Here is a 22,970-nt window from a genome sequence, read left to right on the forward strand (position 1 = left end):
CGTAATGAGAGCGATACATGTTTCCCGAACATGTGCGGTAAGCCTTGGGAGCAGCTTTCCCCCACAAGACACCCAATGCGCTGCGAAATCACCTTAAACTTTTGTAATGGCGGCGACAATGACCGTCGCTATATCGCTTGCCTTTCAGGAGGCAGACGGTTTCGGTTCATGCCCCAGTCAATGCTTGACCATGTTTCTCTTCGCCGCTGGTTCCGGCCAAAGAAAAAGCCGCCTCGTTTCCGTGGCGGCTTTGGTATGAACGGCGAGAAGCCGCCGATTAGAAGGCCCGGATGGCGTTGCGGGTCGCCAGCACGTCCTCGGCGACATTGCCGGTCGTTGCCGGTACGGAGCCGACGAGATCCAGGAACTTGTAAAGTTCGGTGGCCTGCGAGTTGGTGACATAGATGATGTCGCGATCCTGCATCGGGAACTTCGTAGCGGCGAAGAAGGTCGACGGATCGCGCAGATTGGCGCGGAAAATGACCGGAACGTCCTGTCCGGGGAACTTCGACGTATTGATGCCGAGCTTCACGAGAAGATCGCGCTTGACGATACGATAAACATAGACCTGAGCCGGGTCGGCACGGGAATCGAGCAGTCCGCCCGCTTTGCCGAGTGCATCCGAAAGCTTGAGATCGGCATCCTCGAACTCGAAACGTCCGTTGAGGCCCGAAGCGCCGAAAGCAAGATAAGTGCGGCGCTCACGCTCCACCATGATCGTGTCGCCCGGAACCACATAGATGTTTTCGGACGGCGTGCTGACGAGGTGGTTGTAGTTGACGCGGGCGGTCTTGCCGCGACGGATCAACGTGACATAGGATTCGATATTCGGGGCGCTGAGGCCCTTTGCATAGGAGATGACGTCGAGAACCCGATCGCCCGCTTCCGAAAGCTGAACCTTCGTCGGTTCCTTGACATCGCCCAGCACGGAAGCCTGTGCGGAGCGGCTGGAAATCTTGGTGATAAGAACCTGCGGCTCGATGGCGCGGTTGGCGAGCCGTTCCTCGATTTCGCTCTGCACATCCTCGACGTTGCGGCCGGTGGCGCGAATCTTGCCCGCATAGGGAACGCTGATATTGCCTTCCCGGTCCACGGTCTGGTTCGGCAGGCTGATGAAGTTTCCGGGACGGCTGCCCGCGTCGTTCGGAATGAACAGGCCGCCGGCCTGGCTTTCAAAGATCGCGACTTGCACCACGTCGCCGACACCCATCGGCAGCGCCGGAACACCGCCCTTGCCGCCGCCGAAACTGCCGAGCAGGGTGGTGGTTGTGGTGTCGCCGACGTAATTGAGGACGGAGCTGTTGATGTCGAGCAGCGCGTAGTCGACACCGGCGGTTTTCTGCTTGTCCTTGGACGCGAATTTCACGGAAGCGTTAGATTCGATCGAGGCTGCATCGGGGCCGGAGGCCGCAGTAACCGTGCAACCCGCCAGTGCTGCAGAGGCAAGCAGAATCGAAACATTCAATAAACGCATTTGGTCCTCGAAATGAATGCCGTCCGAAAAGCAGAAATAATTCGGACATCGTATAAGTTTTTAAAAATAAGCACTTCATAAATGACACCGGTAAAGGAAATCCAAACCGGCATTACATCCGTTCAGCGGAATCGCATCCCGGGATGTTTACGTCCCCTATCAGGCATATGCCCAATTTCAGACAATGCTTCAAGTTCATCATCGCTCAACTGCGCCGAAAAATTCCGGGCGAGGCACGATGTTTGAATCCCCTGATGGTGTCAGTATTGTTGCGCTTCAATATTCAGTTGGATGCCATAATCTCTTTGATCGCTGCATTGCGCTAGTGCAGTTTTGTCACGCTTGCACGGTTTCTTTTGTCGTTGACTGACGCGAAGACTAATCAATTGTTTTATAAATGTTTTTATGTGCCTGTCACGCCCGCTCAGCCAGTGCGAAATTCACCGTGTCCGCGAATTCACGCAGGAAACGCTCGCGTGAGAAGCGGGCGGCATTGTTGATGCAGGCGTTCTTGTCGAAGCGGTCGGAATTGTCGACGAATTCCTGCACGGCGGCGCAGATTGCCTCCGGTGTCTGCTCACCGAAATAAAGGCCGGTCGGATGGTTGGAGGCGCCGAGCGGAACGACGGTTTCCAGTACGCCGCCCTTACCATAGGCGATGACCGGTGTGCCGAGCGCCTGGGATTCGACGGGCACGATGCCGAAATCGTCTTCTGCCGCAAAAACAAAGGCCTTGGCCTCGGCCATGTATTTGTGAAGCTCGTCATTGCCGACGAAACCGAGAATTTCGACATTCGGCGTGGCGATTTCGCGGATGCGTTTCATGTCCGGCCCGTCGCCGATGACGACCAGCCGTTTGTCGGGCATCTTTGCAAAGGCTTCCACGATCAGGTGAACCTTCTTGTAGGGCACCAGCCGCGATGCCGTGACGAAATAGTCACCCTTAAGCTCGGACGGGGAAAGATGGGACGTGTCCACCGGCGGATAGATCACAGTGGAATCGCGGCCATAACACTTGCGCACCCGGTTACGGATGAATTTGGAGTTGACCGTCATCAGGTCGACGCCGTTGGCGGTGCGGATGTCCCACATGCGGATATAGTGAAGAATGGCGCGCGCGATCCATGAGGTGAAGCCGCGCGTCAGTCTGGTTTCCTTGAGATACTGGTGCTGGAGGTCCCAGGCGTAGCGGATGGGGCTATGGATATAGGAGACGTGAAACTGGCCCGGGCCGGTGATGACGCCCTTTGCGACCGCATAGCTCGAAGAAATCACCAGATCGTAACCGCTCAGATCGAACTGCTCGATGGCGAGCGGCATCAGCGGTAGATAGGAGCGGTATTTTTTCCGGGCGAAAGGCAGCTTCTGGATGAAGGAGGTGTTGACGGGACGGCCGCCGAGAAACCCCCGGTCGCGCTCGCTCATGAAATCGACAAGGCAGTACAGATCCGCATGAGGATAAATTTCAAGAAGGTTGTGAAGTACTTTTTCGGCCCCGCCTCTGTCGGTGAGCCAGTCATGCACGATTGCCGTCTTCATAATTTCCTCAATAATTTCAACGTAATAAAAATTTATGTTCCGCCCTGGAATGAAGTTGGGCGGTGTAGAATATCAGGTCTGTCTGCAGCCCTTGAAAATACGGCTGACGGCGTCAAATGGCGTAACGATTAATAAGAATATGCGGGTATGTCTGTGGTGGCCTAGCGTTAGTCCGCTCTTTAATAGCACTTTGTTCGCAAATGCGAAATATCCAACCTTCTTAATTCCCTTTCTTCCTTTGCAGTTAGACGACGGTCGTCATTCCCTCTCTCCCAGCCGGAAGAGATGGATATCACCGCGCGCCGTATTTTTGGCGAAACTCCCGTTTTTTCATTGCCTTAAACGGTGCTGCCACCTCTCCTGAAGACTTGTCTTGCGTTTCGCCGATCATGGAAACCCATCATCGCGCCGCATTGTCATTGACAAGGCGTCTTATCGAGATATTCTGTTATAAAGATGCATATAACATAATAATGGAACACATAAGAGCTGGGAGCTTGACCATGAGACGTAAACTTGCATTTCTCGCCACCGCCGCTTTGCTGCTTGCACCCGGTGTAATGATGGCTGCGGAGAAGGGCGGCGTTATCAATGTCGCCACGATCGGCGAGCCGCCGACCCTCGATCCCATGGCGTCTACTGCCGATCTCGTCGGCATCGTCACGCAGCATATTTTCGAAACGCTCTATACCTTCGACAAGGGCTGGAAGGTGACACCGCTTCTGGCGGAAAGCTTGCCCGAGATCAGTGCGGACGGCAAAACCTACACGATCAGGCTCAGGCAGGGCATCAAGTTCCATGACGGCAGCGACATGACGTCCGAAGATGTCGTCGCCTCGCTCGGCCGCTGGATGAAGATCGCCTCGCGCGGCAAGCAGGCCGCCGGCTTTATCGAGAATATCTCCGCGCCGGATGCCGGAACGGTGACGATCGCCCTCAAGCAGCCCTATGCGCCGCTCGCTTCGCTTCTCGCTTTCAACAATTCCGCAGCGATCATCCTGCCCGCTGAAAAGCAGGCCGAGCCGATGGCCGAATTCATCGGCACCGGGCCCTATATGCTGAAGGAACGCAAGGCCGACCAGTATATCCAGCTCGTCCGTTTCGATGGCTACAAGTCCCGCGATGGCGAAAGCGACGGTTATGGTGGCGCTCGCCATCAATATCTCGATGAAATCCGCTTCGTTCCGGTGCCCGATCCGAATACTCGCGTCGAAGCCGCCGTTTCCGGGCAATATGATTACGTCGATTCCATTCCGGTGGAATCCTTCGACAAGGTGAAGTCGTCGTCTGCCTCCCAGCCTTTGATGCTGAAGCCTTTCGGTTATCCGGTCTTCGTGTTCAACACGAAGGAGGGGCTTTCTTCCAAGCTGGAGGTCCGCAAGGCGGTTACCGAAGCGCTGAACATGGAAGACATGCTGGCGGCCGCTTTCGGCAGCACGGATTTCTATGCGCTCGATGGCGCCTATTATCCCGATAATTTCTCCTGGCATTCGGAAGAGGGCGTCGAGGGCAATTACAATCTCGGCAATCCGGAAGCCGCCGCCGAAAAGCTGAAGGCGGCCGGCTACAACGGCGAACCGCTGCGCATCCTCACCAGCCGCCAGTATGAGTTCCACTATAAGATGGCGCAGGTCGCTGCCGAATATCTGAAGCTTGCCGGTTTCAAGGTGGATATGCAGGTTGTGGACTGGGCGACGCTGACGCAGCGCCGCGCCGACCCGAAGCTCTGGGATATCTACATCACCCATAGCCCCTTCCTGCCGGAGCCGGCGCTGATCGGTGCGCTCTCCACCGGCTCGCCAGGCTGGTGGGATACGCCGGCGCGCAAGGCGGCGGTTGACGCTTTCACCTCGGAAGCCGATCCGGACAAGCGCATCGCGCTCTGGGCCAATGTGCAGAAGACGATCTATGCCGAGCTGCCGCTCATCAAGATCGGCGACTTCAATGCCGTGGCGGCCAAGTCCAACAAGCTGGAAGGCGTCGATCCGGCTCCATGGCCTTACTTCTGGAATGCATCGGTTACAAAATAAGGCCTGCACCGCACGTCGTCACCCCGGCCTCGAGCCGGGGTCCAGCGCGATCAAGTCCTTGATCGCAAGAGACCTTTTCACCACGCGGACGCGTGGTGGCTGGATGCCGGATCAAGTCCGGCATGACGGAAGTGAGCAGTCGATCTTTAAGCAACCCGGTTCAACCGTCGCCTGATAGCGGCAATCACGCGCTTCGGAGCCTTCATACGTGATACGGTATATTTTCCAGAGACTTGCGGGAATGATCGTGGTGATGTTCCTCGTCGTCACCATCGTTTTCGTCATCCTGCGCGTCACGCCCGGAGATCCGGCGGCCGTGATGCTGGGGCCGGATGCCTCGGCGCAGGATATTGCGGAGCTGCGCGGCCGGCTCGGCCTCGATCAGTCGCTCGGCGTGCAATATGTCTATTATATCGGGCAATTGCTGAAGGGCGATCTCGGCCAGTCTATCTTCCTCAATATGCCGGTGGGATCAGCCCTGCTGGACCGGGCCGAACCGACCTTTTTCCTGACGATTTTTTCGCTGCTGATCGCCAGCGTCATCGCGCTTCCCATCGGTATCTATGCCGCTTACCGGCGTGGCTCTTTTGTCGATCAGGCAGCGACGACGGTGGCGATGCTGGCGGCGAGCATTCCGAGCTTCTGGCTCGGCCTCATCCTCATGCAGGTCTTCGCCGTCCGGCTCGATATGTTCCCGGTATCGGGTTATGGCGGTCCGGGCGCAAGCTTCTTCGAGCGCATGTATCACCTGACCCTGCCGGCAATCGCGCTCGGCCTCGTCTCCTCCGCCCTCATCCTGCGCTTCACCCGCGCCTCGATGCTGGATGTTTTAGGTGACGACTATGTCCGCACCGCCCGTGCCAAGGGCGTCAAGGAGCGCCGGGTGGTGATGAAACATGCGTTGAAAAACGCGCTTATCCCCATCCTCACCGTGCTCGGGCTCACCGCCGCCGTGCTGATTTCCGGCGCGGTCGTCACGGAAACCGTCTTCGGTCTGCCGGGCGTCGGCAATCTCGTCGTCTCGGCCGTTCTCAGGCGCGATTATCCGGTCATTCAGGGCGCGCTTCTCGTCATCGCCGGGCTTTACGTGCTCATCAATTTTGCAATCGACATGCTCTATCTGCTGGTCGATCCGAGGGTTCGTTACTGATGGCCGATATTGTTTCCACCGCCCCGCCGGCACGCAACCCGACCGTCCTTTTCATTCGGCGTCTCCTGAAGCGTAAGACGGTCGCTGCCGGTCTCATTGTGCTGCTCGTCTTCGTGCTGCTCGCGGTTTTCGCGCCGATGATTGCGCCCTATTCGCCATCGAAACTGTCGATCGTGAACCGCCTGAAGCCGCCAAGCGAGCTTTACTGGTTCGGCACCGATGAGTTCGGTCGCGACGTCTTCTCGCGCACCATCTATGCCGGAAGGCTGTCGCTTCTGGTCGGCGCAGCCGTGGTGGCGCTTTCGGCGCTGATCGGCATCACCCTCGGCCTGCTTGCCGGCTTCTTCCAGAAATTGGATACGCCGATTGCGCGGCTGATCGACGCAATGATGGCCTTCCCTGATATTCTGCTCGCCATCGCGCTGGTCGCCGCGCTCGGTCCGTCGCTGACGACGGTGATCATCGCGCTTGCCGTGGTCTATTCGCCGCGCCTTGCCCGCATCGTGCGCGCCTCGACCCTGGTGATCCGCGAATTGCCCTATGTGGAGGCGGCGAAGGCGCTCGGCATCTCCACCTTCCACATCATGACGCGGCATGTGCTGCGCAATCTGGTCTCGCCGATCCTCGTTCAATGCACCTTCCTCTTTGCCAGCGCCATGCTGGCCGAGGCCGGCCTGTCGTTTCTGGGGCTCGGTGTCAGCCCCGAAATTCCGACCTGGGGAACCATGATCTCCGCCGGTCGCCAATATATCGGCCAGGCCGACTGGATGACCTATTTCCCCGGCTTTGCCATCATTCTTTCCGTGCTGTCGCTGCAAATGGTCGGTGACGGGCTGCGGGACATGCTCGACCCAAGACTGCGAAGGGATTTGTAATATGACGTCCGGTGAACAGGCGAAAACGCCTCTTCAAGCTCCCATTCTTCTCACCAATGTCAAACCCGTCGGTTTCGGAAAGGGTGCTCCACAGGTTTCGACCGATATTCTGATCGGCGGCGATGGCAAGATCGCCGCGGTTGGGCCTGCCATTCAAGCGCCCGTTGATGCGCAGCGTATTGATGCCAAGGGTGCCTTCGTCTCGCCCGGCTGGGTGGATCTGCATGTGCATATCTGGCATGGCGGCACCGATATCTCCATCCGCCCCTCGGAATGCGGGGCCGAGCGCGGCGTGACCACGCTGGTGGATGCCGGTTCGGCGGGTGAGGCGAATTTCCACGGTTTCCGTGAATATATCATCGAGCCCTCGAGAGAGCGCATCAAGGCCTTCCTCAATCTCGGTTCCATCGGGCTCGTCGCCTGTAACCGGGTGCCGGAACTGCGCGACATCAAGGATATCGATCTCGATCGTATCCTCGAATGTTACGCCGAAAACAGCGAACATATTGTCGGCCTCAAGGTGCGGGCGAGCCATGTCATCACCGGTTCCTGGGGTGTTACGCCGGTCAAGCTCGGCAAGAAGATCGCCAAGATACTGAAAGTGCCGATGATGGTGCATGTGGGCGAACCGCCCGCACTTTACGACGAGGTGTTGGAAATTCTCGGCCCCGGCGATGTCGTGACCCATTGCTTCAATGGCAAATCGGGTTCCAGCATCATGGAAGACGAGGACCTGTTCAACCTTGCCGAACGCTGTGCGGGCGAAGGCATTCGGCTGGATATCGGCCATGGCGGCGCCTCCTTCTCCTTCAAGGTGGCGGAAGCGGCAATTGCACGCGGCCTGCTACCCTTCTCGATCTCGACGGACTTGCATGGCCATTCGATGAATTTCCCGGTCTGGGATCTGGCGACGACCATGTCGAAGCTGCTGTCGGTTGATATGCCTTTCGAAAACGTCGTTGAGGCCGTCACCCGCAACCCGGCCTCCATTATCCGCCTCGATATGGAAAATCGCCTCGATGTCGGCAGCCAAGCTGATTTCACGATTTTCGATCTTGTCGACGCCGATCTGGAAGCGACCGATTCCAATGGCGACGTCTCGCGCCTGAAGCGCCTGTTCGAGCCGCGTTACGCGGTCATCGGCGCGGAGGCGATTGCTGCCAGCCGTTACATTCCAAGGGCGCGCAAGCTCGTGCGCCACAGCCATGGTTATTCCTGGCGCTGAACCCAAATGGACAAGGCGGAGGAGGGCAATCCCCTCCGTCTTCCGCAGAGATTAAGGGATACCCGTCCCTGTATTATGAGGAATTCGCGTGAAACAGTCTTCGCTTGAGGCAGAGGGGCGTCATTCGCCCTATGACCGGCTCGCCGCGCTCGGCATCTCCCTGCCGCCGCCGCCGCCGCCGATCGCCAATTTCGTCACCCATGTGGTGGAAGGCAACATGCTTTATCTTTCGGGTCAGGGGCCGCGGGAGGAAAACGGCCATCTTTACGCCGGCAAGGTGGGCGCGGAAATCGGGCTGGAAGAGGCCTATAACCATGCGCGGCTCACCGGCATCAACCTGCTTGCCGTCATGCATGAGGCGCTGGGGGACCTGTCGCGGGTGAAAAAGGTGGTCAAGCTGCTCGGCATGGTCAATGCCGTCAGCGATTTCCGCGATCACCCGAGCGTCATCAATGGCTGTTCCGATCTTTTCATCGATGTGTTCGGCGATGCGGGACAGCACGCCCGCTCCGCCGTTGGTTTCGGCTCACTGCCGGGCAACATCACCGTTGAGATTGAAGCCATCGTCGCACTCAAAGATTGAGGCCGTTCAATGGTTGCGCCAGCCCATCAGCTTTTCGATCCGTTCCGCCGAGACCCTGACCTGTTCGGTATAATGGTTCTCGTCCGCCAGTACCTTCTGCTCCGGCAGCACGATGGAAATTGTCGCCACGCATTCGCCCCTGTTGTCGCAGATCGGCGAGGCGATGCAGGCGACGGCGTAGTCGGATTCGGCGACCTGTATCGACAGCCGGTCATGGAAGGCGGCGCCTGCCGATTGCGACAGGGTCTCCGGGTTGATTTCCGCACGGCCCGTGGGAGAAGTGCGGGCGCAACGGCGGAAAAGCTCGACGCGTTCGGCCTCCGGAAGATGCCCGACGAGCAGGCGTCCGGATGCCGTCCAGTTCAAGGGAACGCGGGTGCCGACGCGCGAGGCGACCTGAAAATGGCTCGGACCGTCGGCCATGGCCAGCACCAGCATATGGTCGCCGTCGCGGCCGCAAAGCTGAACGGTCTCGCCGGCGTGGCGGCACAGATCGTGCATTTCGTGGGTGGCGACACCCATGAAATCCAGCGAGCGGGCATAAGCAAGGCCATAATGGTAAAGCCGCGCGCCGAGCCAGATGTTGCTATCGGCATTGCGCGCCAGCATGTTCTTTTCGACGAGATCGTCAATGATCACATAGACGGTGGAAAGCGGCGCCTTGATGGCCTTGGCAATAGCGTAAGCGCCCGCTGGCGATCCGGTTTCATAAAGGTAATCAATAACCTGAAGGGCGCGGTCGATACCGCTGACGCGCGAGCGCTTGGCCGCCTTCGCGTCCGCGTTTTCGGCGGCGTCGGACAGGGCGGTTGAAGGCGTTTCGTCCAGTTTATGGGCGTCCAATTTTGGCTCCTCATGAATTTTGAGAGGCTATTACATTATTATGGCATATATGTCGATGCCCATCGCATCGCAAGGACAGGAGAAAGACATGACCGAGGATATCAGAAGCAGGATCGGCCTTCGCCCGGTCATCAACGTCTCGGGCACCATGACCTCGCTCGGCGCTTCTATCGTCGTTCCGGAAGCGGTCGAGGCCATGGCGGCCATCCTGCCGCAATTCGTCGAGATCAACGATCTGCAACGCAAGGCAAGCGCGGTGATATCGAGGCTGACGGGCGGCGAGGCCGGTTTCGTCACGGCCTCCTGCTCCTCGGGCATAAGCCTTGCGGTGGCGGGCGCGATCACAGGCAATAATCTGCTGGCCATCGAAAAGCTTCCCGATGTGACCCCGGAAAAGAACGAGGTTCTGGTGCAGATGGGTCATGTGGTGAGCTATGGCGCGCCGGTGGATCAGGCAATCCGTCTCGGCGGCGGCAAGGTGGTGCTGATCGGGCAGGCAACATCGACCCATCGTTTCCATATGGAAAACGCCATCACCGAAAAGACGGCGGCAGCGGTCTATGTCGTCTCGCACCATGTGGTGGATTATGGCCTGCTGCATCTTTCCGAATTCGTCGAGATCGCCCATGCCAGGGGCGTGCCTGTCATCGTCGACGCGGCTTCCGAATATGATCTGAAGCTGTTTCTGGCGACGGGCGCGGATGTGGTGCTTTATTCCGGCCACAAGTTCCTCGGTGGCCCGACTTCCGGCATCGTCGCCGGCAAAAAGGAGCTGGTGCGCAGCGCCTTCCTGCAGAATATGGGCGTCGGCCGCGGCATGAAGGTCGGCAAGGAAAGCATCTATGGCGTGATGGCTGCGCTGGAAGCCTGGGAAAAGCGCGACCATGCCGGCATTCGCGAGCGTGAAACCGGCTACCTCAACCTCTGGAAAAAGACGCTGGACGGACGCCCGGGCGTGACGGCGCTGATCGAGCCCGACCCGACCAACAACCCGCTCGACCGTCTGCGTGTCATCATCGATGCCGAGGAAGCGCATATCACCGCCTGGGACCTGACGACGGCGCTCGCCAAAGGCAGCCCGCCGATCATTGTCCGCGACCACGAGGTGGAGCACCGCTATTTCTATCTCGACCCCTGCAACCTGCATCCCGGCCAGGAAACCATTGTGGCTTCCCGGCTGGCCGAGGAGCTGGACAAGGCGCGCGCCTCCAACGAGGTGATTGCAACACCGTTCGAGGACCGCAGCCGCCACCGTTTCGACAGCATGCTGCGCTGGCCGGACTAAGTAACGACTGCATATGGAACGAGCGGGTGCCATGAGTTTCTTCTCCCCGAGGGGGAGAAGTCCGCGGCAGCGGGATGAGGGGGCAAGGGTGCGGTCTATCGCTGGCGTTGCCCCCTCATCCGACCCTTCGGGCCACCTTCTCCCCCTTGGGGAGAAGAAACAGGCGGCGACGCCCTGCCTGAGTTCAAATGAGAAGAAAAGAAGGGAACGATCATGACCATGCCGCAGTCAGCACCGCTCCGTGCCGAAGATGCCGTGCTTTCCGTCCGCAATCTCACCACGTCCTTTCACGTGGATGGCGGCTGGAAGCCGGTGGTGCGTGATATTTCCTTCGATGTCGGACCGGGGGAGACGGTCGCGATCGTCGGCGAAAGCGGTTCCGGCAAAAGCGTTACCTCGCTTTCCATCATGCGGTTGCTGGATCGGGAAAGCAGCAGGGTTCAGGGTGAAATTCTGCTCGGCGGTCGCAACCTGCTGTCCCTTTCCGAAGACGCCATGCGGCGGGTGCGGGGCAATAAAGTGGCGATGATCTTTCAGGAGCCGATGACCAGCCTTAATCCGCTTTTCACCATCGGCGACCAGATTTCCGAAGCCCTGCTGTGCCATCAGCCGATGTCGAAAGCCTATGCGCGGGCGGAGACGATCCGCCTGCTGGAAAAGGTCCGTATACCCTCCGCCGCCTCGCGCTTCGATGAATATCCGCATCGCTTTTCCGGCGGCATGCGCCAGCGCGTGATGATCGCCATGGCGCTCGCTTCCCGGCCGAAGCTCCTGATCGCCGACGAGCCGACGACGGCGCTTGATGTGACCATTCAGGGCCAGATTCTCGACCTCATCAAGACGCTGCAGGAAGAGGAGGGCACCTCAGTCCTCTTCATCACCCATGACATGGGTGTGGTGGCCGAAATCGCCGACCGCACGGTCGTCATGTATCGCGGCGAGCAGGTGGAAGTCGGTGCGACTGCGGATATCTTCCACCGCGGTAAACATCCCTATACGCGCGCACTTTTGTCCGCCGTTCCGGTTCTGGGGTCGATGAAAGGCGAGGAAAGACCGCTCCGTTTTCCCATCGTCAACACCACCACGGGGGAAACGCAGGAGCCGGCGCGTCCGGCCGATACCGTTGACGCAGCCGCACAGCCCGTGCTCAAGGTGGAGGGACTGACCAAGCGCTTCGATATTCACTCCGGTCTTCTGGGGCGTCTCAGCGGCCGGGTCCATGCGGTGGAAAACGTGTCTTTCGATCTCAGGGCCGGTGAAACATTGTCATTGGTGGGCGAAAGTGGCTGCGGCAAATCCACCACCGGACGCGCCATCATGCGGCTGATCGAGCCGGATGCCGGTTCGGTTGTGGTCAACGGCGAAAACATTCTCGCACTCGACAAGACGGGCATGCGGGACATGCGCAAGACGGTTCAGATGATCTTTCAGGACCCTTTCGCCTCGCTCAATCCGCGTATGACGGTGGGCGCGGCGATTGCCGAACCTTTTCTGGAACACCGCATGGGAAGCGCCCGCGAGGCGAAGGATGTGGTGGCCGACATGCTCAAAAAGGTCGGCCTCTCACCGGACATGGCGTCGCGTTACCCGCATGAATTTTCCGGTGGTCAGCGCCAGCGCATCTGCATCGCCCGTGCCTTGGCGCTCCAGCCCAAGGTGATTGTCGCGGATGAAAGCGTTTCGGCGCTGGATGTTTCCATCAAGGCGCAGGTCATCAACCTGATGCTGGACCTGCAACAGAGCCTCGACCTTGCCTTTCTGTTTATCAGCCATGATATGGCGGTGGTGGAACGCGTCAGCCACCGGGTTGCGGTGATGTATCTCGGCGAGATCGTCGAAATCGGCCCGCGTGCGGCTGTCTTCGACAATCCGCAGCATGACTATACCCGCAAGCTGATGGCGGCCGTTCCGGTGCCAGACCCGGATCGCCGCAACACAAGGCGCGGTGCTGCGAATGACGAGCTGAAAAGCCCTATCCGCGCCGTTGATTATGCCGTCAAGCCGCGTGAATATCGCGAGGTTTCGCCCGGCCACCTCGTCGCCTGTTAGATTCCGGGTACGTCCGACGTTGCGAAGGGTACGCGATAACCGCGCTGAAAACTTTCCTGCTGTCCAAGCTGGCGATACCACCGCTGTACCGCCGGAAAATCATCGAGATTGATTTTGTGGCGCGCGAAACGTGAGACCCATGGCCAGATGGCGATATCGGCTATTGAAAAATCGCTGGCCACGAATTCCCGCTCGCTCAAGCGGTCGTTCAATGTCCGGTAAAGCCGCGCCACATCCGCCGCGAAACGTGTCTCGGCAAAGGGGGCCTGTCCGGCATGGTAGGTCAGGAAATAATGGGCATAACCGAGCGTCGGGCCGAAATTGGCGGCCTGCCACATCAGCCATTCTGTGACGACCAGTCGCTCTGTCGCGGAGGCGGGCAGAAGCCGGCCTACCTTTTCGGCGAGATAGATGAGGATCGCGTTCGATTCCGTCAGGACGGTGCCGTTTTCATCGTCGACGATCGCAGGGATTTTCGAGCCGGGATTGATGCGGACGTAATCCGCGGCAAATTGCTCGCCTTTTTCGATGTCGATGGCGTGGCTGGTATAGGGCAGGCCCAGTTCTTCCAGCGCAATCGAGATTTTAAGGCCGTTGGGCGTGATCCAGGTGTAAAGGTCGATCATGCTAGTCGAACATTGCCTCATCCAGCGGCAGTGCCCGTCTGCCTTTCTTGCCGGTCACATCGGAAAGCTCCGTGTAAAGACCGCGCAATGTCAAAACCAGCTGGACGATACGCGGATCGGTGACACGATAGATCACCGCCTTGCCTTCCCGTGAGCCTTCGATCACACCGGCGTCACGCAATTCGGCAAGCTGCTGCGAAAGCGTGGGTTGCTGGATACCGAGTTCATATTCCAGCGCGGAAACGGAGGCTTCCGTTTCCATTAGATAACAGACGATGGCCAGACGATTGGCGTTGGCGACAAGCTTCAAAAGCTCGCTCGCTTCCACCACGCTGCGGCAGATGAGATTGGAAACCGGTTTCGTCACGACTACAGGCCCATTTTTCAAACTACAAAAAAGTAGATTGTATGGCGAAAAATTTCAATGGCTTGAAGAGCCTCATCTCAGCGCTGTCTGGCATTTTTCAAAATCTACAGGATTGGTAGATTTCTCTTTCGCTTTCCGGCCGAGGATCGCCAAAACGTTTCTCGAAAACATTCTATAAAAAAGTAGATTGAATGGGAAATGAGGTGTCGACATGAAAATCGGGGTTCATCCCAACAATCTGCATTTACGTCTCGCCCGGCTCTGGCCCGGCGCCTTTGAAGAATTCGATCCGGAATTCGTGGCCTATCGTGAAGGCCGCGATACGGCAGCTCTGCTGGAAAAGGGCGACATCCATTTCGGTGGTACCGGCTCGACACCGCCCATAGAGGCGGATGCGCGCGGGCTTTCAGCGGTCTATATCGCTGCTTCCGCACCGAGGCCTGCAAATGGCGCAATCCTCGTGCGGCGGGATAGCCCGATCCGCTCAGCCGCTGATCTCTCGGGAAAGCGCATTTCGCTGATCGATGGATCGTTTCACACCTATCTTCTGGCGCGCAGTCTGGAAGGCGCGGGGCTTGGCCTTGCGGATGTGACCCGTATTGAAAGCGGCGACAGCGATAGCCTGCGCGATCTCGTGGAAGGCCGTGTCGATGCCTGGGTGACGATGTCGCCGCGGCTGGAAAAGGCTCTGACCCATGAGGAGATCAACCTTCTTGTCCGTTGCGGCTCCACCATTCCCAACCGTTCGCTATTCTGGACGCTTGCGCGCCACAACATAGCGGGCGAGACAGGGCAGGCAATTGCGGCCGAACTGGATCGCGTCGGCCGGGCCGTGATGGCGGATATCGACAAAGCCGCTGCCCTTCTCGCCGCCGAAACAGGCAGCGAAGGTGATGCACAGTCCTGGGCCAAGGTACTGAGGTCGCGAGACCTTTCCGTCGTGGCCGCTGCCGAAAATATCCTTGCCGAACAGCAGGAGGAGGCCGATACGCTTTACAGGCACGGTCATTTCTCTTTACCGGTTCTGACCGGGCAATCAGCCAGCACGGGAGGCGGCAGATGAATGTTTTCTGGTACATGTGCGCACCCGATGGTGCCTATCCCTGGCAGCCGGAAGGGTCCCGCAAGGTCGATCTCGGTTATTACAAACAGCTGGCGCTCGCTTACGACCAGCTGGGTTACACCGGTGCGCTGTTTGCCACCGGCGCGCATGATGTCTGGGTTCTGGCGGGCGCGCTGCTTTCCTATACCGAGCGGCTGAAGTTTCTGGTCGCCATTCATCCGGGCCTTGTCGCGCCGACGCTGCTCGCCAAGATGGCGGCGACGCTTCAGGAGTTTTCGCGGGGCCGCCTGCTGATAAATGTCGTGTCGGGCGATGCCAAGATGCTCGGCGCATACGGCATGACGATGCCGCATGACGAGCGTTACGATATGGCGGATGAATATCTGCAAATCTGGCACCGCCTTTTTGCCGGCGAAACAGTCGATTTCAAGGGGCGGCATTTCCAGACGGAGGGCGCAAAGCTCGCCCTCCCGGTCGGGCAGGGCATCGAGCCGCCGCCTTTGTGGTTCGGCGGTTCCTCGGACAAGGCCATCGACGTCGCGGCCAAACATGTCGAGACCTATCTTTCCTGGGGGGAAACCCCGAATCAGATCGGCGCGAAGGTCGATCTGGTCAAGGCCCGCGCGGAAAAGCTCGGTCGCGAACTGGAATACGGCATTCGCCTTTATGTCATCGTGCGCGATACGGATGAAGAGGCATGGGCCGCCGCCGCTGATCTCTACGGGCGCATGGATGAGCGTGCCATTGCCGCCAACCAGCGTTTCGTCGGCAAGACCGATTCCGTCGGCCAGCAGCGAATGACGGCGATGCACGGCGGACAGAAACCGGAGAACCTGCGCGATCTTGAAATCGCGCCCAACCTCTGGGCCGGCATTGGCCTTGTGCGGCCGGGACCGGGAACCGCGATTGTCGGTTCGCCGGATACTGTTATCCGCACGCTGGAGGCCTATAAGGAGGCGGGCGTGAATACCTTCATCCTTTCCGGCATGCCATTGCTGGAAGAGGCGTTCCGCTTCGGCGAAAAGGTTCTGCCGCGGCTCGACGTATCGCGTGAGGTCTCGGCGGCAAAACAATTCACATGGTCGACTTTGTTCGACCGCGATCTCTCGGCCAAGGCCTCCTGAGCATGGCTTCGGGAGTGGAGAAGAAAGACATGACGGCAAGTCCGGCTACGACAATCGCACAAAGACGCATCGGCCCGCAACGCGTGGCCGAGCGGGTGCTCGCCGTTCTGGACACGGTGCTCGGCGCGGTCGCGGCAGCAATCCTTGCGGCGCTGCTCTTGGTGGTGCTGGTCAATGTCACGCTGCGTTATCTGTTTCACACAGGCTTCATTGGCGCGGAAGACCTCGGCATCTGGCTGCATGTGGCCATGATCGCTGTCGGTGCGCCGCTCAGTCTCAAAAGTGCGCTCGCCATGCGGCTCGATGTCTTCGTGCGGTTCCTTCCGCAACGATTTCACGCGGCGACCGAAGTTCTGGCCGATGCCTTCTCCTTTATCGCAGCACTCATCCTCGCTTTTGGCGGGGTAGAGATCGCGGCGATGCTTGGCGGCACATCTCCGACGCTTGGTCTGCCGGAATGGGTGCGTTTCGGCTTTCTCGGCGCGGGCGGCGCGCTTATCCTTCTCTATCTGGCGCTTCAGCGTGTCAGTGAGGGCAAGGCGCTTGCCGTTCTCGCATCTCTCGCCATCGCCATTGTGGCCTATGTCGGCCTGCCGGAAGTTTTTGTCGATACGAACCTGCCGCCGAGCCTGTTTCTGGCGCTGACGGCGGCCGTGGGGCTGGTGCTCGCTGCGCCGCTTGCCCATGCCTTCCTTGCCGCCGCTTATGTGGCGATTGCCTTCGGCAGCACCTTGCCGGAGCCGGCCATCGTTTCGTCAACCGTGACCGGCATGTCGAAATTCCTGCTGCTCGCCATTCCCTTCTTCCTGCTGGCCGGAAGCCTGCTGACGGAATCTGGCGTCGCCAACCAGCTGGTCCGTTTCGCTGCCTCCATGGTCGGGCACCGACGGGCAGGGCTGGCGCAGACGACGCTTCTGACCAGCGTGCTGTTTTCCGGCGCATCCGGCTCTTCGGTCGCCAATGCCGCCTTCGGCGCTTCCACCTTCCAGCCGGAACTGGTGAAACATGGCTATCCGCCGGCGCAGGCCGGTGCGATCATTGCCGCCACCTCGGTGCTGGACAATGTCATTCCGCCTTCCATCGCCTTTCTCATCCTCGCAACGGCCACCAACCTGTCGGTCGGCTCGTTGCTGGTTGGCGGCTTCTTCGCGGGTGGGCTTATGGCAATCTGCCTTGCGGTGGGGATCCATCTCAGCGTGCGCAGCGTCGATACCTTGCCACGCGCGACGGGTGCGGAGCGCTGGCGCTCGGCCATCGCCGCCATACCGGCCTTCGGTCTTGGCGTCATCGTGGTGGTCGGCATCCGCATCGGCATCGTCACCACCACGGAAGCGGCAGCGCTTGCCGCACTTTACACGCTGCTTCTCGGCTTCGGTTACCGGCTGGGCGCGGGCCGCATTTTCGCGACCTTCCGGCAGTCGGCCGGTGAGGCGGCGGCCATCGGTCTTCTGATCGGCACGGCGGGGCCTTTCGCCTTCCTGCTAGCGGTTGACAATGTCTCGGGCCTCGTCACGGATTTCGTGACTTTGCTCGGTGGCAGCAAGATTGCGGTGCTTCTACTCTCCAACCTCATCCTGCTCGTGGTGGGACTGGTGCTGGACATTGGTGCGGCCATCCTGCTGTTCGGGCCGATCCTGCTGCCCGCCGCCGTGGCCGCCGGCATTGATCCCATCCATTTCGGCGTCATCCTCGTGGTCAATCTGATGATCCATGGCCTGACGCCACCGCTCGGCATGCTGATCTTCGTGGTCAGCGGCGTCACCCGCATTCCGGCGACAGCACTTTTCCGGGCCGTCGTTCCTTATCTCGTCTCGCTTCTCGTTTCCCTCGCCATTTTGTGCGCTTGGGCCATTTTCTTCTAAATTTGGGGTTTCAATCATGACTATTATCGATCGCCGCAATCTCCTCAAACTCTCCGCCATCGGCGCCGCAACGCTCGCCGCGCCTGCCTTCGTAAGCACGGCAAATGCCAGAACCCGCAGCCTCACCGTCGCGTCGCTTTTCGCCGACGACAAGCCGGAAACGAAAATCTGGGTGAAGATCAGCGAGTTGGTGGAGGCAAAGCTGCCCGGCCGTTTCCGTTTCAATATCGTCAAGAGCGGCGCGCTGGGCGGTGAAAAGGAAGTGGCGGAAAATATCCGGCTCGGATCGGTTCAGGCGAGCCTTTCCACCGTCTCCTCGCTCTCCGGCTGGGTACCGGAATTGCAGATCCTCGATCTGCCCTTCCTGTTCCGTGATGCCGAGCATGTGCGCAAGGTTGTTACGGGCGAGACTGGCACTGATCTGAAGACGAAGCTCGCCGCCCAGCAATTCATCGCAGCCGATTTCATCAATTACGGCGCTCGCCATCTTCTGACCAAGGAGCCGGTTACCCGACCGGAGCAGCTGGAAGGCAAGAAGATCCGCGTTATCCAGAGCCCGCTGCACACCAAGCTCTGGAGCGCCTTCGGCACCACCCCGGTCGGTATTCCGATCACCGAGACCTATAATGCGCTGGCAACCGGCGTGGCTGATGCCATGGATCTCACCAAGTCCGCTTATGCCGGCTTCAAGCTTTACGAGGTCGTGCCCTATCTGACGGAAACCGGCCACATCTGGGCTTCAGGCGTCGTCTATTACGGTGCGCCCTTCTGGAACCAGCTGGACGACGGAGAGAAGAAGGTTCTCTTGGAAGCATCGAGCGAAGGCGCGCAATATTTCAACCAGCTGATCGTCGAGGACGAAGTGAAGTCCGTCGAGCTTGCGCTCTCCAAGGGCGGCAAGGTGCTGCAGCCGGAAGCGCTGGACGAATGGCGCAAGGGCGCGCAGGGCGTCTGGCAGGATTTCTCAGGCATTGTCGGCGGCATCGACAAGATACAGGCTGTCCAGTCGGCCTGATAATACGGCCCATCAAAATCAGGAAACCCCGTGTGTCCTTCAGGCGCACGGGGTTTCTTTTGTTGGATATCAGTGCGAAGCGCCGGAACCGCCGACGGCGACGATGGAGAAGGGCTGGCCTTCCACCGCAACCGTGCGGGTTTCCGTCAGGCTTTCCGCATCCACCACGCGGATCAGCGAATGGCGCGGATCGGAGATTGCGACCTGCCCATCGGCAACAGCGAGACGTGGGCGCGGATCGCGCCAATGGCCGTCCTTGCTGTAGGGTTCGGTCACCTTCGCCTTGCGGGTGATGGCGCCTTCCAGCACATCAAGCACATGCAGGTCTCCGTCTTCCGTCAGAATATAGGCATTGCGCGGATTGGCGGGGTCGAGGATGAAATCGACGCGCCGGGTCGGCAGTTCCACCAGGCGGAAGGCGTCCTTGCTGTCAGGATCGATCAGGACGACCTTGTCCTCACCGTAATTGCCGAGGAAGAACTGCATGGATTTGCCGCCCAGCAGCGTGCCGGTATAGGCTTTCGGGAAATCTTCCGGATAGGGCAGCATTTCAAGCTTGGGACCATCGGTGCCGCCGGGGCGGGCAACGAGAATGCCTTCCTTGCAGCCAAAAGCGACAAGCCGCGCGGATGTTGCCTCGCCATGCAGATCGGTGCATGCCGCCTGTTCGCCGACCTGCTTGCCCTCCCTGTCGAGAACACGCAGCCCGATGCGTGGCGGCAGCGTATCGGGTTTCGTTTCGACCTCGGTATTCGGTACGGAAACCAGAACGTAACGGCCCATGGTCACCGCCACGCCGTGATGCGGGGCGGTCGTATCGACGGTGCGGACCTTGGCCTTGCCGTCCAGCAGGGCTGCTTCATCGATGATCTCTGCCTTGCCGCCACGGTCATAAAAAAGAATGGCATGGTCATCATGCGGCACGACGTGGAAAGGGCGCTTGCCTTCGAAGGTGACGGGCAAAAGCGCCGCATCTTCCACATCCAGATCGCGATGCTCGCCATGATCGGAGAAAACGATGCCGGTCTTGATCACATGCACCATGTCGGCATCCGATTGCGTCGCGAAGACCGTCTTGCCGGAGGCGCTGGCGGTCAGCGCCGCATAGCCCTTGAGGTCGTAGCGTCCGAGTTCCTTGCCGGTTTCGAAATTGATTGCGCGCACCACGGGCTGGCTGTGATCGGCGACGAACAGCCGCCATTCCTTGACGGTGTCGCCGCTTTCTTCCGCCTGCGCCACGCCAGAGGCGAGCGGCAGGGTGAGGGCAAGGCACGTGGCAAGCGCGCTCATGCCAAGGTGCTGTTGAGGGGAAAATTTCATGGTGTTCCTTCCAGGCGTTATCATCCCCGTGCGGATACGAACCGGTATCGGTTCTGAAGGACGATTGTAATGTTATTACGTTACGAGATTGCGTATTAGCATTACGTGCGGGGGCGATGTCAACCGATGCCGACGTGTTGGTACGGAAAAATCTGGATGGGGACCGTGAGGCGGGAGAAGGGGAGGCGGTTGACGCTTCAGCGTCAGGCCGTATTTCCCGAAGGGCGGTAAAGCCGAATAAAAAGGGCAGGTGCAGCGCTGCGCCTGCCCCGATCAGTTTTAGCGGATATCGTCAGGCAGAACATCCGAAGGAATGTTCTGGTAGGAAACCGGGCGCATGAAGCGGCGGATCGACATCGTGCCAACAGAGGTTGCGCCGAAGTTCGTCGATGCCGGGTAAGGGCCGCCATGCACCATGGCTTCGGAGACTTCCACGCCGGTTGGGAAACCGTTGGCGAGAACGCGGCCGGCCTTGCGCTCGAGGATCGGCAGCAGCTTGCGACCAAGTTCGGCGTCGCCGGCATCAAGATGCATGGTTGCCGTCAGCTGGCCTTCGAAGCTCTTGGCAACTTCCAGCATTTCCTCGGTGCTATCAACCGTCACGATCAGGCCGAGGGGTCCGAAGACTTCTTCAGCAAGCGCATGGTTGGCAACCCAGTCCTTGCCCGAAACGCGGAACAGGTAAGGCGTTGCATTGCGCAGGTTGCAGGTGGTGGTCAGAACGTCGCGCACGCCGTTGCCGGCAGCGATACGATCACGGCCGTCCCGATAGGCAGCGGCGATGCCGTCGGTCAGCATGACCTGAGGGCCAACTTCCGAAAGGGCCGCACGTGCGGTTTCAGCGACCGCATCCGCCTGCTCGGAGAGGATGACGGCGATGCCGGGGTTGGTGCAGAATTGGCCAGCACCCATGGTGAGCGAGCCCGCCCAGCCCTTGGCAATGGCTTCACCGCGAGCCGCAACGGCTTCCGGCAGCAGGAACATCGGGTTCACGGAACCGAGTTCGCCGAAGAAGGGGATCGGCTCGGGGCGCTGGGCGCAGAGATCGAACAGCGCGCGGCCGCCAGCGAGCGAACCGGTGAAACCGACCGCCTTGATGCGCGGATGCTGCACGAGCGCGGAACCGACATCGCGGCGGCCGCCCTGGATCAGCGAGAAGACGCCGGGATGCAGATTGTGCTTCTTGACGGCGGCGAGAACGGCTTCGGCAACGATTTCGCCGGTGCCGGGATGGGCGGAATGGCCTTTGACGACGACCGGGCAGCCGGCTGCCAGAGCGGCAGCGGTATCACCGCCGGCCGTGGAGAAGGCGAGCGGGAAGTTGGAGGCGCCGAAGACCGCGACGGGGCCGATCGGACGCTGCATCAGGCGGATATCCGGGCGCGGCAGCGGCTGGCGGTCCGGCAACGCCTCGTCGTGACGGCGGTCGAGATAGTCACCCTTGCGGATGTGCGAGGCGAAAAGGCGCAGCTGGCCAACGGTGCGGCCGCGTTCGCCCTGCAAACGTCCTGCGGGCAGGCCGGTCTCGGACGAGCCGATTTCGGTGATGGCGTCGGCGCGGGCTTCGATCTCATCGGCGATGGTGTCGAGGAATGCGGCGCGCTCTTCGCGGGTGGTGTAACCGTAGCTCCAGAAGGCTTCTTCGGCAGCTTCACAGGCCGCATTCACCAGATCGACGGTGCCGACCGAAAAATCGAAAGCTTCGCCATGTGCAGGCTCGCTGCGGAATTTAGCTTCCGTTGCGACCCATTCTCCTGCAACCAGATGTTTGCCGTGCGGCTTGAAACTCATTGTGCTCTTCCCTGAAAATCTGATCCTGTGTGGAAAATCCACCCGACACCGTGACGTTGCACCGAAAGGCGACAGCGAAAACGCCATCAGCCGCGATCCTCGCCCGGTTGCCTTCTGCCTTAGCCCGTGTGGGGCCTGAGCGAAAGCTGGTTTTTCAACTATCTGACCGAAAAGTGTGATTAATTGGGCAAGGCGTGAAAAAGACCCGCTTCCGTTTACGCGCACGGCGCTCTATTGTGACGCCATGATGACAAATAGACTCCCGAAATATGTCGCCTGGTCGGTTTTTCTGCTGATTGTGATCGTTACAGTTTGCCCTATCGGCTTTCGTCCGCGCACGCTGACGACGGTGGGCCTGGACCGCGCCGCGGCCTTCGCCTTCTGCTCGGCCGCCTTCGTGCTCGCCTATCCGCGTTACTGGCTGGCGATCATCGTGGCAGGCATTGCGGCGGCTTTCGGCATCGAGGCGCTGCAATTCCTGTCGCCCACCCGCCATCCGCATCTGATGGACGCCGCCGTGAAAGCCGCCGGCGTCGTCGCCGGCGGGCTTGGGGCTTTTTCTTGGCTTCAGTTCAAGGCGCGATTGACCGCAGGTTCTCTCATTCGTCATTCCGGCCTTGAGCCGGAATCCAGCCAGCCCAAGTCCTTGGGCTGAAAGGAGTCTTTTCGCCGCGCGGACGCGCGTCGGCTGGATTCAGGCTCGAGGCCGGAATGACGGATAGAAAGCCGATCAAACGCGGCCGCGCTTT

18 protein-coding genes and 1 pseudogene are annotated in these 22,970 nt (G+C 59.7%); 12 read left to right on the plus strand and 7 right to left on the minus strand.

Annotated features, from left to right (window positions below; genetic code table 11):
- Positions 1-277: 277 nt before the first annotated feature.
- Both ACQZ40_RS19580 and ACQZ40_RS19585 read right to left on the minus strand, forming a co-directional pair.
- Entirely contained in the window at positions 278-1,474 is a 1,197-nt protein-coding gene (locus ACQZ40_RS19580) for a polysaccharide biosynthesis/export family protein (RefSeq protein WP_003519875.1), read from the minus strand.
- A 414-nt stretch (positions 1,475-1,888) separates the two neighbouring features.
- Complete coding sequence (locus ACQZ40_RS19585; RefSeq protein WP_003519874.1) at positions 1,889-3,013, minus strand: glycosyltransferase family 4 protein; 1,125 nt, start codon at positions 3,011-3,013, stop codon at positions 1,889-1,891.
- Positions 3,014-3,516: 503 nt separating this feature from the next.
- On the opposite strand from ACQZ40_RS19585, the gene ACQZ40_RS19590 reads away from it, so the two are divergent.
- From ACQZ40_RS19590 to ACQZ40_RS19610, 5 genes are all read left to right on the plus strand, one after another.
- Positions 3,517-5,043: an ABC transporter substrate-binding protein gene (locus ACQZ40_RS19590; protein ID WP_448748514.1), complete on the plus strand. Its 1,527-nt coding sequence runs from the start codon at positions 3,517-3,519 to the stop codon at positions 5,041-5,043.
- Between the two features lie 208 nt (positions 5,044-5,251).
- A complete protein-coding gene (locus ACQZ40_RS19595; protein WP_174039873.1) occupies positions 5,252-6,193 on the plus strand; it encodes an ABC transporter permease in 942 nt (313 codons plus the stop codon).
- On the plus strand, positions 6,193-7,068 hold the full coding sequence (locus tag ACQZ40_RS19600; protein ID WP_065655629.1) for an ABC transporter permease: 876 nt from the start codon (positions 6,193-6,195) through the stop codon (positions 7,066-7,068). The genes ACQZ40_RS19595 and ACQZ40_RS19600 overlap by 1 nt, the downstream gene beginning before the upstream one ends.
- A 1-nt stretch (position 7,069) precedes the next feature.
- Positions 7,070-8,293, plus strand: coding sequence for an amidohydrolase/deacetylase family metallohydrolase (locus tag ACQZ40_RS19605; RefSeq protein WP_448748515.1), 1,224 nt, complete (start codon positions 7,070-7,072; stop codon positions 8,291-8,293).
- 88 nt (positions 8,294-8,381) lie between these two features.
- Positions 8,382-8,876: a RidA family protein gene (locus tag ACQZ40_RS19610; protein WP_003519868.1), complete on the plus strand. Its 495-nt coding sequence runs from the start codon at positions 8,382-8,384 to the stop codon at positions 8,874-8,876.
- 6 nt (positions 8,877-8,882) lie between these two features.
- On the opposite strand, the gene ACQZ40_RS19615 is transcribed toward ACQZ40_RS19610, so the two are convergent.
- Positions 8,883-9,719: an IclR family transcriptional regulator gene (locus ACQZ40_RS19615; RefSeq protein ID WP_448748516.1), complete on the minus strand. Its 837-nt coding sequence runs from the start codon at positions 9,717-9,719 to the stop codon at positions 8,883-8,885.
- A gap of 88 nt (positions 9,720-9,807) precedes the next feature.
- Between ACQZ40_RS19615 and ACQZ40_RS19620 the strand changes: the two genes are divergently transcribed.
- Both ACQZ40_RS19620 and ACQZ40_RS19625 read left to right on the plus strand, forming a co-directional pair.
- Positions 9,808-11,004 (plus strand): aminotransferase class V-fold PLP-dependent enzyme, encoded by a 1,197-nt coding sequence (locus ACQZ40_RS19620; RefSeq protein ID WP_448748517.1) that lies wholly within the window; start codon positions 9,808-9,810, stop codon positions 11,002-11,004.
- A gap of 213 nt (positions 11,005-11,217) precedes the next feature.
- A complete protein-coding gene (locus ACQZ40_RS19625; RefSeq protein ID WP_448748518.1) occupies positions 11,218-13,053 on the plus strand; it encodes an ABC transporter ATP-binding protein in 1,836 nt (611 codons plus the stop codon).
- On the opposite strand, the gene ACQZ40_RS19630 is transcribed toward ACQZ40_RS19625, so the two are convergent.
- Together ACQZ40_RS19630 and ACQZ40_RS19635 are read right to left on the minus strand one after the other, a co-directional pair.
- Positions 13,050-13,679: a glutathione S-transferase family protein gene (locus ACQZ40_RS19630; protein ID WP_142844601.1), complete on the minus strand. Its 630-nt coding sequence runs from the start codon at positions 13,677-13,679 to the stop codon at positions 13,050-13,052. The two genes, ACQZ40_RS19625 and ACQZ40_RS19630, sit on opposite strands and share 4 nt — an antisense overlap.
- 1 nt (position 13,680) lies before the next feature.
- Entirely contained in the window at positions 13,681-14,046 is a 366-nt protein-coding gene (locus ACQZ40_RS19635; protein ID WP_065655633.1) for an ArsR/SmtB family transcription factor, read from the minus strand.
- Between the two features lie 211 nt (positions 14,047-14,257).
- On the opposite strand from ACQZ40_RS19635, the gene ACQZ40_RS19640 reads away from it, so the two are divergent.
- From ACQZ40_RS19640 to ACQZ40_RS19655, 4 genes are read left to right on the plus strand one after another with little or no spacing between them, the layout of a single operon-like run.
- Entirely contained in the window at positions 14,258-15,109 is an 852-nt protein-coding gene (locus ACQZ40_RS19640) for an ABC transporter substrate-binding protein (RefSeq protein ID WP_448748519.1), read from the plus strand.
- Positions 15,106-16,233 carry an LLM class flavin-dependent oxidoreductase gene (locus tag ACQZ40_RS19645; RefSeq protein ID WP_448748520.1) on the plus strand — a complete coding sequence of 376 codons (1,128 nt, stop codon included), beginning with the start codon at positions 15,106-15,108 and terminating at the stop codon, positions 16,231-16,233. The genes ACQZ40_RS19640 and ACQZ40_RS19645 overlap by 4 nt, the downstream gene beginning before the upstream one ends.
- Positions 16,234-16,262: 29 nt before the next feature.
- Complete coding sequence (locus tag ACQZ40_RS19650) at positions 16,263-18,095, plus strand: TRAP transporter large permease (RefSeq protein ID WP_448748521.1); 1,833 nt, start codon at positions 16,263-16,265, stop codon at positions 18,093-18,095.
- Between the two features lie 16 nt (positions 18,096-18,111).
- Positions 18,112-19,110 carry a TRAP transporter substrate-binding protein gene (locus ACQZ40_RS19655; RefSeq protein WP_448748522.1) on the plus strand — a complete coding sequence of 333 codons (999 nt, stop codon included), beginning with the start codon at positions 18,112-18,114 and terminating at the stop codon, positions 19,108-19,110.
- Between the two features lie 69 nt (positions 19,111-19,179).
- On the opposite strand, the gene aztD is transcribed toward ACQZ40_RS19655, so the two are convergent.
- The gene (gene aztD / locus ACQZ40_RS19660; RefSeq protein WP_448748523.1) at positions 19,180-20,430 is read right to left on the minus strand and encodes a zinc metallochaperone AztD; all 1,251 of its coding nucleotides are present in this window, start codon (positions 20,428-20,430) and stop codon (positions 19,180-19,182) included.
- 279 nt (positions 20,431-20,709) lie between these two features.
- Positions 20,710-22,221 carry an aldehyde dehydrogenase (NADP(+)) gene (locus tag ACQZ40_RS19665; RefSeq protein WP_065655639.1) on the minus strand — a complete coding sequence of 504 codons (1,512 nt, stop codon included), beginning with the start codon at positions 22,219-22,221 and terminating at the stop codon, positions 20,710-20,712.
- 244 nt (positions 22,222-22,465) lie between these two features.
- Between ACQZ40_RS19665 and ACQZ40_RS19670 the strand changes: the two are divergent.
- Positions 22,466-22,816, plus strand: a pseudogene (locus ACQZ40_RS19670) (antibiotic resistance protein VanZ); the annotation flags it as partial.
- Positions 22,817-22,970 lie beyond the last annotated feature (154 nt).

The sequence above is a fragment of the Agrobacterium sp. 16-172Ci genome (genome assembly GCF_053522725.1).